Origin of the sequence: Kitasatospora sp. NPDC001539 (genome assembly GCF_040298565.1) — a bacterium.
In the GTDB taxonomy this organism is placed as follows: domain Bacteria; phylum Actinomycetota; class Actinomycetes; order Streptomycetales; family Streptomycetaceae; genus Kitasatospora.
This window is the reverse complement of the sequence record NZ_JBEPAK010000073.1, coordinates 12,241-28,164: the sequence shown is the minus strand read 5'-3', so window position 1 is coordinate 28,164 and position 15,924 is coordinate 12,241. Positions and strand designations below refer to the sequence as shown.

Here is a 15,924-nt window from a genome sequence, read left to right as displayed (position 1 = left end):
CGGCGAGCGGCTGCCGGGCGGGCGCGGCGGTTCCGGGTCAGGGCGCCACGGCGTCCGCTCCGGGCGGCTGCGGGCCCTCGTCGTCGGTCTCACCCTTGCGTCGGACGTCGGCCGGGGTCGGGGCCGTGATCGAGCGTTCCTCGGCGGAGCGCTCCCGGGCTCCCGCTCCTCCCTCCGCCTTCCTCCGGACATCGGCCGGAGTGGGCGCGGTGATCGAGCGTTCCTCGGCGGACCGCTCCTGGGCGGCCTCGTCCGGCTGGGTCCCGTTGTCGTCGTCGCGCGTGGTCATGGCTGCTTCCTCCCTTTCCGAGGCGTCAGCGGCGGGGACATCAGACGGGTGCCCCGAAAGCCCCGTCCGAACCGGGTTTTCGGGGCCGGCGTCGGCAGAACGGTGCCGACGGGGACACCTCGGCCCTGCGACCGTAACCCGGAGCCCGGTGCCGCGCCGCCGGGCCGGGCCGCGCCGCCGGGCCCCGCCCCGCCGGTCGCCGTCGGACGCCCCGCGGGCGTGCGAGCGGTGCCGGCGCACGTACCAGACCAGGAGTGCGATCACCACCAGGGCGGCGATCACGATGGCGGTGACCCGGCCGACGGTGCCCTCGACCCTGGTGTAGGCGGCTCCGGCGAAGTAGCCCAGAAGGGTGAAGCCGACGCCCCAGGCCAGGCCGCCGAGGGCGTTGTAGAGCAGGAAACGGCGGTACGGCATGCGGGAGATGCCGGCCAGCGACGGCATCAGCGGGCGGAAGAAGGCGACGAAGCGGCCGAAGAAGACGGCGGCCGGCCCGCGGCGGCGGATCAGGTCGCGCGCCTTGTCCACCTGCTCGTCGTGGCGTCGCAGCGGACGGGTGCGCAGGATCGCCGGGCCGAGGTGGCGGCCGATCTCGTAGCCGGCGGAGTCCCCCAGGACGGCCGCGCAGACCACCACCAGGACCATCCAGCCGATCGAGGCCCGGCCCCGGTCGGCGAGGAAGCCGCCGAGGACGGCGGCGGTCTCGCCGGGGATGAAGAAGCTGAAGAACAGGGCGTCCTCGGTGAAGACCAGGGCGCCGATGACCACGTACACGACCGGGCCCGACAGGCCGTCCAGCCAGTCGGTGATCGCGTGCATCGGCCACACCTCGCGGGGATCGGCGGCCCTTTCCGCCCCAATGTAACGCAGCCCCGGAGCCGGGCCTCCGCCGTGCCCGGGGCCGGCCGGCTGCCGGGACGCCGCACCCGGGCGGCGTCGTGGGCACCGGGCCTGCGTGGGCAACGGGCTGGCGTGGGCGCCGGGGCTGCGCCGGCGCCGCGCCCCGGGCGTCAGCCCCGGCCAGGCTCCGGGACGGCCTGCCCCCGGTCCGGGGTGTGCGGGCCAGTGCTCGCGTCCGGGGCCGTGTCCAGCCCCCGCTGCGGCTCGATGGCGACCGCGTCGGTACGGGCGAGGACGGTGTGCAGCCGTCGCACCGCGCCTTCGGCGTCGGCGAGTTCATGAGGGGTCGGCACCACGGTGCCGAAGGAGTGCCGCCGGTCGGCGGGCAGCGCCCGCCAGTGCAGGACCGGGGCGAGGACGGTGCTCGCCCGGGCGAGGAACCAGGCCAGTCGGCCGTGGGTGCGGGCGATGCCGATGGCCAGGACGGCGAGGGCCTCGCGGAGGTCCTCCAGGCGTTCGATGACCGGCAACCGCTCCTGATCGGCGGCGGAGCCCACCGCCTCCGCCAGGCCGTCGGCGGTCTTCCGGGCCAGGGCCTGGTCCTGCGGGGCGAAGTCCCACAACCCCTCGCGGACCTGCCGCTCGGCCTCCGCGGCGAGGTCCGCGACCTGAGCGCTCATCCCCTCGCCGGACACCGTGTCCGGGCGCGGCTCGCGGGGCGGCGGCCGCAAGTGCGGCGAGTGCGGAGTGTGCGGCGAGTGCGGTGCGTGCGGCGAGTGCGGTGCGTGCGAGGTCATGGCAGCCCTCCCTGCGGACCAGGGCACCCCGGGTGGGTGCTGCTCCCACGGTGGGCCACCGCGGACCCCGGGCACAGCTCCCGGAGCGAAACGGCCGCTCCGCGCAGCCGTGGAAACGAAATCCTTCCGCGCGCATGGTCCGCCGGGAACCGGCAAGGCGCGCCAGCGGCGGTCGTCCGATCGCCGCCACCCCCGTGGGGAGGACCGGACCGATGAACCCCCAGACACCTGCCCAGACGCCTGCCCCGAGACCGGCTCGAACGCCCGCTCGGGCATCCGTCCGGATGTCCGCCGCCGAGCGGCGACGGCCCCCGCGGCGGCTGCCGTGCCGGGAGGTGGCGCCATGACCGTCCGCACCCGGGCACTGGAGGGCCTCGCCGCCGGCGCGGCCGGCACCACCGCCCTCAACGCCGTCACCTACCTCGACATGGCCGTCCGCGGGCGGCCCTCCAGCGACACCCCCCAGGAGGCCGTGGAGGCACTGGCCGACCGGACCGGGCTGCCGGTGCCCGGCGCCGACGAGGAACGGTCCAACCGGGTCGCCGGCCTGGGGCCGCTGCTCGGGCTGGCCGCCGGACTGGGCGTGGGGCTCGGCGTCGGCGTGCTGACCGGCGCGGTCGCCGGGCCCGCCAGCAGGGCCGGGACGTACGTCGTCGCCGTCGTCGCCGGCGCGGCCGCACTGGCCGCGGCGGACGCACCCCTGGCCGCGCTCGGCATCAGTGATCCGCGGAAGTGGACCCCTGCCGACTGGGCCGCCGACATCGTGCCGCACCTGGCCTACGGTGCCGCGACCGCCGCCGTGCTGCACCGGCTGCGCCGCCCCCGGTCCTGACACCGGCGCCCGCTGCGGGCCGATCCGCCGGGTTTGCCCGGCGCGGCGCGGCGCGTACCGTCGGGAGGGGGAACGCGGCCGACGTGGCCGCGCCGACGGCCTGGTGGTGATGGTGATCGAATCGTTGTCCTTCGACAGCACGAGCCTGGAGGAGACGGAGGAGTTCCTGTCCACCGCCTACACGCCGATGCGGATCGGCAGGTCGGTGGAGGACGCCCGGGCGCGGATCAGCCGCCAGGCGGTCGGGCCGCTCAGCGTGGACCGGCTCTCCTTCGGCTACGACATGGCGTACGACGCCGCCGCCCTCGGCCGGGTGTGCCTGGTCAGCATGCACTCCGGCACGCTCGCCGACCGGACCGGGGGCGGCGAGGAGACGGTGTTCGGCCCGGGCGACACCTTCCTGGTCGCCCCGCCCGACGCCCCCTACGAGGGGGAGGTGCGCGCCGCCTGCTACACCATCGCCATGTTCGACACCGACCTGCTGGACGCCGTCTCGCCCGCCGGCCCCGAGGGGCGCGGCCCGGTGCGGCTGACCGGGGCCCGCCCCGTCGACGACGCGGCGAACCGGCAGCTGGGCGCCGTCGTCGCCTACGTGCGCGACCACGTCCTCGGCAACCCGGCCGCCTGCGAGAACGGCCTGCTCGTCGCCACCGCGGCCCAGCACCTGGCGGCGGCGACCCTCGCCGCCCTGCCCCACGACGCCCGCACCGACCCGGTGCCCGCCGACCGGAACGACGCCACCCCGGCCACGTTGCGCAGGGCGCTCGCGTTCATCGAGTCGAACGCCGAGCGGGAGATCACGCTCGCCGACATCGCGGCGGCCGCCTGGGTCACCCCGCGGGCCCTCCAGTACGCCTTCCGCCGGCACCTGGACACCACCCCGCTCGCCCACCTGCGCCGGGTGCGGCTGGACGCGGCGCACCGGGACCTCTCGGCCGCCGATCCGGCCGGCACCACGGTGACCGAGGTCGCCATGCGGTGGGGCTTCGCGCACCCCGGCTACTTCGCGGGCCTGTACCGCGACGCCTACCGGCGGCCGCCGGGGGACACCCTCCGGCGGAACGGCTGAGCCGGGCGAGGTCGTCACCCGCGGGCCCGCCGCCGGAACCGGACCGGCGAGTCAGTGGTCGTGGAGGGCCGACCGGTGGCCGTCCACCCGGACGGTGCCGGGGAGCGCGGGGAGTTCGGGCTTGAACAGCGGGGGCGCGCCCATCGCGGGTTCCCAGGTCGCGAGGGCCTCGTCCTGGGGGACCTCGATCCGGCGGTCGGCGGCGAGGTCGGCGACCACCTTCAGGAGGAGGCGGACGCCGAGCGGCGCCAGGTGGTCGCGCCACAGGCTCTGCGGGGTGGAGCCCGGGGGCACGAGGAGGTGCTCCTGGGCCGCGATCGGGCCGGCGTCGGTGCGCTCGGTGAGGTGGTAGACGCTGCCGCCGGTCACCTTGTCGCCGTCGCGGATCGTCCAGCGGACCGCGTCCCGGCCGCGGTGCAGCGGCAGCAGGCTGGGGTGGTAGCCGATGGTCGCGACGGCGGCCCGGGCGCGGGTGCGGCGGCCGAGGAAGGCGTGGGAGTGCGCGGCGACGATGACGTCCACGCCGTCCGGGACGTGCACCGCGCGCAGTTCGGCCGAGTCCGTCCACGGGATGTCCCGGGGGAACGCCCAGGAGCGCAGGCGGTCCCAGGACATCGGCCTGCCCTCGTCGGAGTGCCCCTTGCGCAGCCGGGGGGCGGCCGCGCCGACGATCTTGTGCCCTTCGCCCTGGAGGGCTTCCGCGACCTGCACCGCGAACGCCCCCTGTCCTGACATGTAGATGTTCATCCGCACTCCTGCGGTCGTCGGTCGGCTGGCTTCGGTTGACGGTCGGTCGGCGGCGGCGTCAGTCGGCGGGTGATCGCGCAGCCGTGCCGGGGCGCGGCTCGGGCACGAATCGCACCGGCATGGTGGAGAAGCCGGTCAGGAAGGTGGACCGGATCCGCCGCGCCTCGCCGGTCTGCTCGATGCCGGCGGTGAAGTCCCGCAGGGCGGTGAGCAGTTCGGCGATCTCCACCTTGGCCAGGTACGAGCCGACGCAGAAGTGCGGACCGTAGCCGAAGGCCAGGTGCTTGTTGGGGGTGCGGCCCAGGTCGAACACGCCGGGGCGCGCGAAGACCCGTTCGTCCCGGTTGCCGGAGGCGTGCCAGAGGGTGACGACCTCGCCCGGCTGCAGCCGTACGCCGTGCAGTTCGGTCTCCCGCACGACGCTGCGCCCGAAGTGCATCGTGGGTGAGGCCCAGCGCAGCACCTCGTCCACGGCGGTGTCGACGGCGACCTCGCCCCGCTTGAGCCGGCGCCACTGCTCGGGGTGGGCCGCGAGGGTGCGGACGCAGTCGATCATCGTCAGCCGGCTGGTCTCGTCGCCCCCGATGATCAGGCTGTAGCAGTTGAGCACGACGTCCTCGTCGGTGAGCGGCACCCCGTCGACGGAGCTGCCGATCAGCATGCTGATCACGTCGTCACCCGGCGCCTCCCGCCGCTCCTCGACGAGGTCGGTGAAGTACATCAGGATCTCGTTGCGGGCCATCGCGGAGTCGACGTCCTCGACGTCCTCGTCCTCGGCCGACAGCGCGGCCTTGGTCAGGCCGAGCAGGAGGTCCCGGTCCTGCTCGGGCACGCCGAGCAGGTTCGCGATGGTGGTCATCGGGATCCGGCCGGCGATCTGCTCGGCGAAGTCGCAGCCGCCGGACTCCACCGCCTCGCGGATCCACTGCCGGGTGTTCCGGCGGACGGTCCGGGCGACCTCGTCGAGCACCCTCGGGGAGAGCACCCGCTGGAGGATCTTGCGCAGCTCGTGGTGCCGGTGCCCGTCGGTGACGGCCAGCATCCGGCCGGCCCCGGCGTCACCGCCCTCCAGGAGCGTGACCAGCACGTTGCCGCGCTCGGAGGTGAAGTTCACGTCGTCCCGGTAGGTGGCCATGATGTCCTCGTGGCGGGAGAGCACCCAGAAGCCGCGGCGGCCGCCGGCCGGGGGGTTCCAGTGCAGCGGGGCGGTGTCGCGCAGGGTGCGCCAGAGCCCGTCGAGGTCGTGGTCGGCGAAGGTGGCCGGGTCGCCGAGGTCCGGGGCGTCCAGGACGTCCGGGGCGTCCGGGGCGTCCCGGAACTCCGGGCCGTCCGGGGGGTGCGGGGCGGCGTCCGGGCGGTGCGGGGCCGGTCCGGGCACGGTCACCAGTCCGTCCGCCAGAACCGGCGGGGCCGGAACGGGTAGGTGGGCAGCGGCACGCGGTGGCCGGCCTCCCCCAGGTGCAGGGCCTCGAAGTCGACCTGGTGACCGGTCACCCAGGCGGCGGCCAGGTCGGCGAGCGCCCGGGCGTCCGTGCCGGACGGCACGATCCCCCGGTCGGTGCGCGGGAAGGAGCCGGGGTCCGCGGGCGGGGCGGCGGCGGTCGTGGTGGCCGAGCCGCGCGAGGCGTCCTCCGAGAGCGCGGCGATCAGCTCCGCGCGGGTGCGGACCACGGCCGCCCAGCGGCGGGGCATCACCTTGCGCCCGAGGTTGAGGGTGTGGCAGACGTCGTCGAGCCGGAGGCCGGGATCGGCTTCCAGCCGGTCCTTGAGCCGTGCGCGCTGCCGGGTCAGCGCGTCGTCGTCCAGGGCGGACAGGGTGGCCAGCCGCGGCCTGCCCGGCTCCTCCGGGGCGCGCGGCGCCGGCGCCGGTGCCTCCTCCAGCAGCAGGTGGGCGTTGTACCCGCCGCCGCCGATGGAGGTGATGCCCGCCCGGCGGATGCCCGCCGCGGGCTCCCAGCCGGCCGACTCGAGCTGCGGCACGAAGGGCGTGCCGGGGAGGTCGAGGTCCGGGTTGACCTCGGTCAGGTTGATCGTCGCCGGGAGCGTACGGTGGTGCAGCGCCAGCGCGGCCTTGATCGCTCCGAAGCCGCCCGACACCACGCCGCCGTGGCCCACGTTGCCCTTGACCCCGCCGATCGAGGTGGTCGCGGTCTGCTTCCCGAACGCCATGGCGGCCGCGTGCACCTCGAGCTCGTCGGTCACCGGCAGGCCGAGCCCGTTGGCCTCGTACAGGGACACGGTGTCCGGGGTGACGCCGCCGACCTCCATGGCCGCGGCGATGCAGGCGCTCAGCCGCTCGGGCTGGGCCAGGCCGTACGCCATCGCGCTGACGCCGTTGTTGTTGACGGCCGAACCCTTGACCACGGCGTAGACGTGGTCGCGGTCGGCGACGGCCCGGCCCAGCGGCTTCAGCAGGACCGTCACGACCCCGCTGGACAGCGAGGTGCCGGTGCCGCGGGCGTCGAAGGGACGGCAGTGGCCGTCCCTGGAGAGGACTCGGTTCTCCTCCCACAGGTGGCCGCGGGGGTGCGGCAGGCGGACCATCGCTCCGCCGGCGATCGCCAGGTCGGTCTGGCCGAGCAGCAGCGACTGGCAGGCCAGGTGCACCGCGTAGTGGAAGCCCGCGCAGACGGCCGCGACGGTGACGGCCTCGCCGGTGAGCCCCAGGTAGTACAGCGCGTTGGAGGTCATGGTGTCCGGCGACCACGCGAGGCTCGCCTCGATCGCCTCGGGGCCGACGGACACCCGGTCCGGCGGGGAGCTGTAGAGCGCGGCGGTCTGCGGGTTGTTGGCGCCGTACACGCCGACCTCGGCGGTGAGCCGGTCGGGGTCGTAGCCGCCGTCCTCCAGCGTCTCCCAGGCGCTCTCCAGGAACAGCCGGTTCTCCGGGGTCATCGCGGCCGCCATCCGGTCGCTGATGCCGAACACCGACGGGTCGAACCGGTCGTAGGTGTCGAGCAGGCCGCAGGCCCGGACGTAGAACGGGCTGTGGATCAGGGTCTCGTCGACGTGGATGTCGTCCTTGGCCAGGAACGACACGGACTCCCGGCCGTGGACGAGGTTGTCCCAGAACTCTTCCTTGGTACGGGCGCCGGGCGCCCGCAGCGACATGCCGATGACGGCCACGTCGCCCGGGTCGTAGTCCTGCTCGGGGGCCCGCGCGGGGTCCTGCTGGGGGCGGTCGGTCATGGGGAGGGGCTCCTGCTTCGCGTCGGGGGGGAGAGGTCTCAGCGGCCGGTGGCGCCGCGGCCGCGCAGCGCCGCGCGGCGGGCGGTGGCGCGCTCCCGCGCCGACCGGACGACCTCGGGGGCGGCGCCGCTGTCGTCGTCGAGCCAGCGGGCGAGGGAGGCGATGTCGCGGAAGCTGAACAGGTCGGGCACGCGGACCCGGCGGTCGAAGCGCCGGGTCATCAGCCGGGCGAGGCGGATGAGCAGCAGCGAGTCGCCGCCGAGGTCGAAGAAGGCGGACTGCACGTCGATCCCCGCGGGTTCGAGGCCCAGCAGCTGGCCCCAGATCTCCGCCAGGGCGACCTCGGTCGGCGTGCTCGCGGCCGTCAGCGGCCCGCCGGTGCCGGCGGCCGGCGGCTCGGGGAGCGCGGTGCGGTCGAGTTTCCCGCCCGGGCCCAGCGGGAGGGCCGGAAGGACCACGATCGTCGAGGGCACCAGGTACTCGGGCAGTTCGGCGGCGAGCCGGCCGGTGACGGCGCTGCGCAGGGCGGCTTCCGGCCGGGCGCCGTCCGGGGACGCGCCGTCACCCCCTGGGGCTGCCTCGCCCGCGGGCACGACGTAGCCGACGAGCCGGTTGCCCCGGACGGCGGCGGCGGCCTCCCGGACCCCGGGGCAGGCGGTCAGCCGGGCCTCGACCTCCTCCAGCTCGATGCGGTGGCCGCGCAGCTTCACCTGGTGGTCGGTGCGGCCGAGGAAGCGCAGTTCGCCGCCGTCGGTGAAGCTGACGAGGTCTCCGGTGCGGTACATCCGCTCGCCGCTGCGGAACGGGTCGGGCAGGAAGCGTTCGGCGGTGGTCCGCGGCCGGTTGACGTAGCCGTGGGCCAGGCCGACGCCGCCGAGGTACAGCTCACCGGGCCGCCCGGCCGGGACCGGTGCCAGGTCGTCGTCGAGCACGTAGACCCGGGCGCCGGTCGTCGGCGGGCCGATGGTCGGCTCGTCGGTGCCGTCCTCGGGCACCGGCCCGAAGGCGCAGAAGACCGTCCCCTCGGTGGGGCCGTAGGCGTTGAACACCCGGTCGACGCCGGTCTCCCGGTACGTCCGGTCCACCAGCTTGCGGTGCAGGGCCTCCCCGCCGAACACGACGGTGCGCACGTTCGGGGGCAGCGCCCCGGCGTCGAGCAGGGAGTTCATGACGGAGGGGACGACGTTCAGGTGGGTGATCCGGTCGGCGTACCGGCTCTCCGGCAGGTGCACGGCGCTCTCGACGAGCACGACGGCGCCGCCGCGGCACAGCGCGCCGAAGACCTCCATCACGGACATGTCGAAGCAGATCGAGCTGGCCGCCGACACCCCGCTGAGGTCGCGGCCCTCGAGGATCCGGTCCAGCTCGGCGAGCATCGCCGTGCAGCCGGCGTGCCGGACGGCGACACCCTTGGGCGTGCCGGTGGAGCCGGAGGTGTAGATGACGTACGCGGTGTCCTCGGGCACGACCGGTACGGGCGCGGCCCCGGCCTCGGTCGTCACGGTGTCGCCCAGCAGGACGACGGTCGGGCCGGGCGGGCAACTGGCGCGGGAGGCGGGCGTGGTGAGCAGCAGGGCGGTCCCGCTGTCGCGGACCATGAAGGCGAGCCGGTCGGCGGGGTAGTTCGGGTCCAGCGGCAGGTAGCAGGATCCGGCGCGCAGCGCCGCCAGGACGGCGACGAGCAGGTCGGGGGTGCGCTCGACGCAGATGCCGACCGGGACGCCCGGCCCCGCGCCCTCGGCGACCAGCCGCTCGGCCAACTGCCGTGATCGCTCGTTCAGTTCCGCGTAGCTGAGGAGGCCGGCGTCGGAGTAGAGGGCCGTCGCGTCGGGGTTCTTGAGCGCCTGCTCGACGAACTCGGAGTGCAGGGTCGCGGTCACCGGTCGGCTCCCTCGGGCAGGCCGGCCGGGGCGATGTCGGCCAGCGGCAGGTCGGGCCGGGCGACCGACTCGAAGAGAACGGTGCGATACAGCGCGAGCAGTGCCGTCACGGTCTGCCTTTCCAGGTAGCTCGGTTTGAACTGGACGTGGCCGGCCACCTCGCCGTCGATGTCGGCCATCGAGATCTCGAGGTCGAACTTGGCGAGGTGCCTGCGCACCTGAAGCGGTTCGAGCGGCAGCGCGCCGTCGGGTGCGAGGGTGTTCCCGACGCCGTGGAAGAGCTTCACGGAGCGCGGGAAGGCTTCCGAGGAGAGCCAGTTCACCACCACGTCGAACCACGGGGAGCGGCCCTCGGCCCGCGGCGGCTTCAGCTGGGAGGCCAGCAGGTCGAGCGGGTAGTTCATGTGCTCCAGGAGGCCGAGGGAGAAGGCGTGGACCTCCCGCAGCAGGGTGCGGAAGCTGCGGTCGCCGGCGGGGTTCGCCCGGACCAGCACGGTGTTGAGGTAGTAGCCGACGGCGGACTCCCAACCGGGCTCGGCCCGTTGGGCGATGGCGGTGGCCAGGACCGAGTCCTCGGCGCCCACCGCCCGGTTCAGCGTGGCGAAGAACCCGGCCAGCACCACGGTGCTGATCGACACGCCTTCGCGCACCGCGAACTCCCGCAGCCGGCGCGTCTCCTCGGCGCTCCAGCGGAACGCGAGGTCGCGGCCCTCGTAGGTGACGCCGGGCGGTCGCTCCGCGTCGGACAGGTCGAGGCGGGCGGGCGGGTCGGCGAGCTGGCGCGACCACCAGTCCAGGGCGGCGTCGGCCGCCGGGCCGGCCAGCCACTGCCGCTCCCAGGCGACGAACTCGGTGTAGGGGGCCGCGGGTTCGCGGTCGGCGGGGTCGGCGCCCCGGTAGTACTCCTGGAGTTCGCGGATCATCACGTCGGCCGACGCCGCGTCGGAGGCGATGTGGTGGACCAGCACCAGCAGGTAGTGGTCCGCCGGTCCGCGCGTCAGGAGGACGACCCGCACCAGCGGCCCGTTGTCCAGGTCGAGCGGCTCGTGTCCGTACCGGGCCAGTTCCTCCCGGGCCTGCTCGTCGTCCAGGGCGGAGCCGTCCACCACGGCGAACTCGTACACCGGTTCGTCCAGGATGACCTGGTAGGGGCTGCCGCCCGCCTCCACGAAGAGGGTGCGCAGGGCGGGGTGCCGCTCCACCACCGACCGGACGGCGCGCTCCAGGGCTGCCTGGTCGACGGCGGACCGGATCCGCGCGGCGACCATGAAGTTGTAGGGCACCGCGTCCGGCGCGACCATCTGCATGAACCACAGCGAGGCCTGGCCGTGCGAGGCGGGAGCCAGTTCGAAGCCGAGGCCGTCGGCGCGCAGCTGGGCCAGCGGCGGTGCGTCGGTGGCGTCCAGCAGGCCGCGCGCGTCCAGTTCCTCCACCAGTTCGGCGGCGTCCAGTTCGGACAGCTCGTCGAGGAACGTCCGCTCCGGTTTCCCCTCGGTCTCGGCCGATAACGGGGCGGGTGCGGATACGGGTGCGGGTCGGGTGGCCGAGGGCGGCGCGGGCGCGGGCCGTCCGGCGATGACCTCGGCGCAGTGGCCGACGACCTCGGCGATGGTGCGGCCGTCCAGGAACACCACCGGGGACACCCGGTGTCCGAACAGCGACTGGAGCCGGTTGACGAGGCGGATCGCCAGCATCGAGTCGAGGCCGAAGTCGCGCAGCCCGGCGTTCCCGTCGAACCTGCTCGCGGGCACGCCCAGGGCGTCGGCGAGTTCGGCGAGGACGACCTCCTCCACGGGGCGGTTCTCCACCGGGCGGTCCTCCGCGGGTGGGGCCGATGCGGGCGGTGATCCCGCCGTTCCCGACGTGTCCACGGCGCTGGACGTCCGCGAGGCCCCCGATGTCCCCGACGCCTCCGCGGCCTCCGCCGGCCGGGCCCCGGCCGGGGCCGGGGCGACGGCGCGCGGGGGCTCGGAGTCGATCCAGTAGCGGTCCTTCTGCCACTGGACGAGCGGCGTCTCCACCAGCTCGACGTCGTCGGCGAACAGTCCGTCGAAAGTCAGCGGGACGCCCCTGACGTACAGCGACGCGGCGGCGCCCAGCAGGCAGCGGAGGTCGCTCTCCTGGCGCCGCAGCGAGTTGACGGCGTGCACCCGCGCCCCGCGGGTCAGCGCGATCTCCTCGACCGCGCCGCGCAGCGTCTCGTGCGGGCCGATCTCGACGAAGGTGCCGATGCCCCGGTCGACCAGGGTCCCGATCGTCTCGGCGAAGCGGACCCGGTTGCGCAGGTTGTGCACCCAGTAGTCCACGCCGGTGACCGGGTTGACCGTGTCGGCCAGGGCCGTGGAGTGGAAGTCGATGGCGGGCGTCAGCGGGGTGATGCCGTCGATGCTCGCCCGCAGCGGCTGGATCAGGGGGTCCATGCCGGGGCTGTGCACCGGGCGTTCGACCCGGATCCGCCGGACGGAGATCCCGTCCCGGGTGAGGTCGGCCTCCAGGGCGGCGACGGCTTCGGGCGTGCCCGAGACGGCCGCACTGGTGGGGCTGTTGACCACGGCGACGGCGGCGTGCTCGGCGTACGGGGCGAGCCGCGGCGTCAGCTCCGCCTCCGGCAGGTCGACCGAGATCATGGCGCCCGGCGCGGCCCGGTGCTCCAGCAGGTGCGACCGGGCGACCACGACGCGGGCGGCGTCGTCCAGGGACAGTGCGCCGGCGACGCAGGCGGCCGCGACCTCGCCCAGGCTGTGGCCCACCACCGCGGCCGGCCGGACGCCGAGTTCGAGCCAGACCTTCGCCAGCGAGACCTGGAGGGCGAACAGCAACGGCTGCTGGAGGTCCATCTCCTCGTACCGGGCCTGCTCGGCCGGCGCGGCGAGCCGCTCGAGCACCGAGCAGCCGCCGGCGGCGCGCACGGCGGCGTCGCAGGCCCGCATCCAGGTGCGGAAGCCGGGGTGCGAGCGCAGCAGCTCCCGGCCCATGCCGACCCACTGGGTGCCGCCGCCGGAGAACACCAGCGCCACCCGCCGGTCGGCGTTGCCGGGGACGGTGCCGGTGACGACGTCGGGGTGCGGCTGCCCGGCGGCGACCCGGGCGAGGCCGTCGAGGACGTCCTGCCGGTTGCGGGCGAACAGCGCGATCCGGTGGTTGTGGTGGCTGCGCCTGGCGGCGAGGGTGTAGGCGAGGTCGGCGACCCGCAGGCCCGGGTCGCGTTCGACGTGGTTGGACAGCTCCCGGCAGGTGTCGGTGAGCGCCTGCGCCGTACGGGCCGAGACGGGGACGAGGTGCAGCTGCCCGTCGGCCGCGGCGTCGCCGTGGCCCGGCGTGACGTGCCGCCCCCGGTCGCCCGCGAGGAACGGGTGGGCGGCGACGGGGAGTCCGGCGGTGTACAGGGCGCCGAGCGAGCCGAGCAGGGTCGAGGCCTCGTCGGCGCCCCGGCGCAGCGAGGGCAGGGTGGCCGCCGGCAGGATCTCCGCGACGGACTTCAACAGGACGGGGTGCGGGCTGAGTTCGATCACCGCGTCGACGTCGTGGTCGCGCAGCCGGGTCAGGGCGTCGACCATCCGGATCTCCCGGCGGAGGTTGTCCGCCCAGTAGTCCGGGCCGAGTTCGGTGCCGTCGACGCGTTCGCCGGTGACCGTCGAGACCATCGGGATGCGGGCGCTCCGGGGCCTGATGCCGTCGAGTTCGGCCTTCAGCGGGGCGAGGACGTGGTCGACCAGCGGCGAGTGGGGGGCGTGGCCCATCCGCACCCGGTGGTGGGTGACGCCCTCCTCGGTCAGCCGCCGGACGAGGTCGTCGATCTCCTGGGGCGTGCCGGTGACCAGGGTGGAGTTGAGGCCGTTGCGGCCGGAGACGGTGAGCCGGCCGCTCAGGTGCCGCTCGACGTCCTCCGCGGCGGTCATCACCACGATGCCCTCGCCCCGGCCGACGGCCAGCTGCTGGAGGAGCCGGCCGTGGTGGGCGGCCAGCCGCGAGGCGTCGTCGAAGTCGAGGGCGCCGGCGACGTGGGAGGCGGCGAACTCGCCGACGCTCTGCCCCACGACGGCGACCGGCTCGACCCCCAGCGAGCGCCAGGTCTCGGCGAGGGCGACCTGCATCGAGAACAGCAGCGGCTGGAAGACGTCCATGTCGTCGATGCGGCCGTCGGGAGCGAGCAGCTGCTCGACGACCGAGAAGCCCAGCAGGTCCCGCAACCGCCGGTCGGACCTCATCATGGACCGGCGGAACACGGGCAGGCCGGCCAGCAGTTGCCTGCCCATGCCGGCCCACTGGGAGCCGTTGCCGGAGAACAGGAACGCCACCCGCGGCGGGCGGCCGACCGGCTCGCCGGTGCTCAGCCCGGGCGCCGGCTCGCCGCGGCCGAACGCGTCCAGCCGGGCCCTGAGTTCGGCCATGTCGCGGGCGGTGGCGGCGAGGCGGTACGGGCCGTCGCCCGGTGTGCGGCGGCAGAGCGCGCGCAGGTCGCCCTCGTCGCGCAGTGCCGCGGCCCGCCGGGCCAACTCCTCCCGGGAGTTCGCGGCCAGCAGCAGCAACGAGCTCTCGGGCCGCGGCAGTTCCTCGACGGCGAGGTGGCAGATCGCGCCGCCGAAACCGAAGGAGCTGACGCCTGCGCGGCGGGCGTCGGAGCGTCGCGGCCACGGCGTGAGCCGGTCCTGGACGGTCAGGTTGTAGGCGTCGAACAGGATCTGCGGGTTGGGCGCGCTGTAGTGGAGGCTGGGCGGCAGCACGCCGTTGCGCATCGACAGCGCCAGTTTGACCAGCCCGATGATGCCGGCGGCGGCCTCGAGGTGCCCGACGTTGGACTTGACGGACCCGAGCCGCAGCGGCTCCGCGCGCTCGCCGCCCAGGACCGCGCCGATGGCGTTGGCCTCGATCGGGTCGCCGAGGGGCGTCGCGGAGCCGTGGCACTCGACGTAGTCGACGAGGTGCGGTGCGATGCCCGCCCGCCGGTACGCGGTGCGGAGCATCTTCTCCTGCGCCTGGGGGTTCGGCGCGGTCATGCCGTTGCTCGGGCCGTCGTTGTTCGAGGAGCTGCCCTTGATCAGGCAGTACACCGGCAGGTCGCGTTCGAGCGCCAGGCTCAGCGGGGCGAGCACCACGACGCCGGCGCCCTCGCCGCGGACGTAGCCGTCGGCGCGGGCGTCGAAGGACTTGCAGCGGCCGTCCGGGGCGAGCGCGCCCATCTGGTCCATGGCGGTGTAGTAGTCGGAGACGAAGCTCAGGTTGACGCCGCCGGCGAGCACGAGGTCGCTCTCGCCGAGCTGGATCGACTGGCAGCCCACGTGCACCGAGACCAGCGAGCCGGCGCAGGCCGCGTCGATGGCCATGCTGGGGCCCTGGAGGCCGAGGACGTAGGAGACGCGGTTGGCGATGATGCCGTCGTGCATGCCGGTCGCGGTGTGCGGGGTGATGTGGCTGTCGGGGCCGCGGTAGTGCGCGAGCGCGGCGTAGTCGCCCCAGCAGGAGGCCATGAACACGCCGGTGTCGCTGCCGACCAGGGTGTGGGGCGGGATGCCCGCGTCCTCCAGGGCCTCCCAGCACAACTCCAGGACCAGGCGCTGCTGCGGGTCCATCTGGACGGCCTCGCGGGGGGAGATGCCGAAGAACAGCGGGTCGAAGCGGTCGATGCCGTCGATGAACCCGCCCCAGCGCACCCGGTCGTTGAGGAGCGCTCTTCGGGCGGCCGGGACGGGACCGACGGCGTCGCCGCCCTCGACCAGCAACCGCCAGAACGAGGACGGGTCCGGCCCGCCGGGGATCCGGCAGCCGATGCCCACGACCGCGACGGGCTCGGCCGAGGGCGCGCGGCGGCCGGTGCCCGCGGCGGGTTCCGGCGCGGGCGGGCCGTCGACCAGCACCCGGGCCAGCTCGTCGACGGTCGGGTACTGCCAGATCCAGGTGGCCGGGACGGGCCGGCCGAGGAACTCGGACAGGGCGGCCGCCAGGGCCACCGACCTCGCCGAGTCCAGTCCGTACCGGTGGATCGGCGCCCAGCGGTCCACCGCGTCCGCGGGCACGTCCAGCAGTTCGGCGACGCGGGAGAGCAGGAAGGCCGTGACGGCGGACACGTCGTGCGCTGCGCGTTCTCGGGGCATGGCGACTCCCTCACCGGGGCGGATGGACGGGGGCGGGCGGGTTTCGGCTCCGGGCGCGGGGGACGCGTGCCGTCCGGCACGTCGCTGCCGGGGATTCCGCGGCGCTGCTCTCCGGGTCCGCGCTCGAGCGCGGAGATGGGCACGGATCTGGGGGAATTCCCGTTGGCGTCGGGAGAGTGCCCGGTACGC

The 15,924-nt window shown here is 74.9% G+C and carries 9 protein-coding genes; 2 read left to right on the top strand and 7 right to left on the bottom strand.

Translation table 11 applies throughout. The features are described 5' to 3' along the window. Positions 1-37: 37 nt before the first annotated feature. Together ABT247_RS14470 and ABT247_RS14465 are read right to left on the bottom strand one after the other, a co-directional pair. The gene (locus ABT247_RS14470; RefSeq protein WP_350742560.1) at positions 38-1,108 is read right to left on the bottom strand and encodes a DedA family protein; all 1,071 of its coding nucleotides are present in this window, start codon (positions 1,106-1,108) and stop codon (positions 38-40) included. A 191-nt stretch (positions 1,109-1,299) separates the two neighbouring features. Beyond that, positions 1,300-1,926 carry a hypothetical protein gene (locus tag ABT247_RS14465; protein ID WP_350742558.1) on the bottom strand — a complete coding sequence of 209 codons (627 nt, stop codon included), beginning with the start codon at positions 1,924-1,926 and terminating at the stop codon, positions 1,300-1,302. A 343-nt stretch (positions 1,927-2,269) separates the two neighbouring features. On the opposite strand from ABT247_RS14465, the gene ABT247_RS14460 reads away from it, so the two are divergent. Further along, complete coding sequence (locus ABT247_RS14460; RefSeq protein ID WP_350742556.1) at positions 2,270-2,758, top strand: hypothetical protein; 489 nt, start codon at positions 2,270-2,272, stop codon at positions 2,756-2,758. Between the two features lie 109 nt (positions 2,759-2,867). After that, positions 2,868-3,827 carry an AraC family transcriptional regulator gene (locus tag ABT247_RS14455; RefSeq protein ID WP_350742554.1) on the top strand — a complete coding sequence of 320 codons (960 nt, stop codon included), beginning with the start codon at positions 2,868-2,870 and terminating at the stop codon, positions 3,825-3,827. Between the two features lie 51 nt (positions 3,828-3,878). Here the strand turns inward: ABT247_RS14455 and ABT247_RS14450 are convergent, their stop codons facing one another. From ABT247_RS14450 to ABT247_RS14430, 5 genes are all read right to left on the bottom strand, one after another. Beyond that, positions 3,879-4,574, bottom strand: a complete 696-nt coding sequence (locus tag ABT247_RS14450) for a formyltransferase family protein (RefSeq protein WP_350742552.1) — start codon at positions 4,572-4,574, stop codon at positions 3,879-3,881. Between the two features lie 58 nt (positions 4,575-4,632). Beyond that, positions 4,633-5,862, bottom strand: coding sequence for a cytochrome P450 (locus ABT247_RS14445; RefSeq protein ID WP_350742562.1), 1,230 nt, complete (start codon positions 5,860-5,862; stop codon positions 4,633-4,635). A gap of 92 nt (positions 5,863-5,954) precedes the next feature. Beyond that, the gene (locus ABT247_RS14440; protein ID WP_350742550.1) at positions 5,955-7,763 is read right to left on the bottom strand and encodes a beta-ketoacyl synthase N-terminal-like domain-containing protein; all 1,809 of its coding nucleotides are present in this window, start codon (positions 7,761-7,763) and stop codon (positions 5,955-5,957) included. A gap of 38 nt (positions 7,764-7,801) precedes the next feature. Next, the gene (locus ABT247_RS14435; protein ID WP_350742548.1) at positions 7,802-9,643 is read right to left on the bottom strand and encodes a non-ribosomal peptide synthetase; all 1,842 of its coding nucleotides are present in this window, start codon (positions 9,641-9,643) and stop codon (positions 7,802-7,804) included. Then, on the bottom strand, positions 9,640-15,735 hold the full coding sequence (locus ABT247_RS14430) for an acyltransferase domain-containing protein (RefSeq protein ID WP_350742546.1): 6,096 nt from the start codon (positions 15,733-15,735) through the stop codon (positions 9,640-9,642). The genes ABT247_RS14435 and ABT247_RS14430 overlap by 4 nt, the downstream gene beginning before the upstream one ends. Positions 15,736-15,924: the final 189 nt, after the last annotated feature.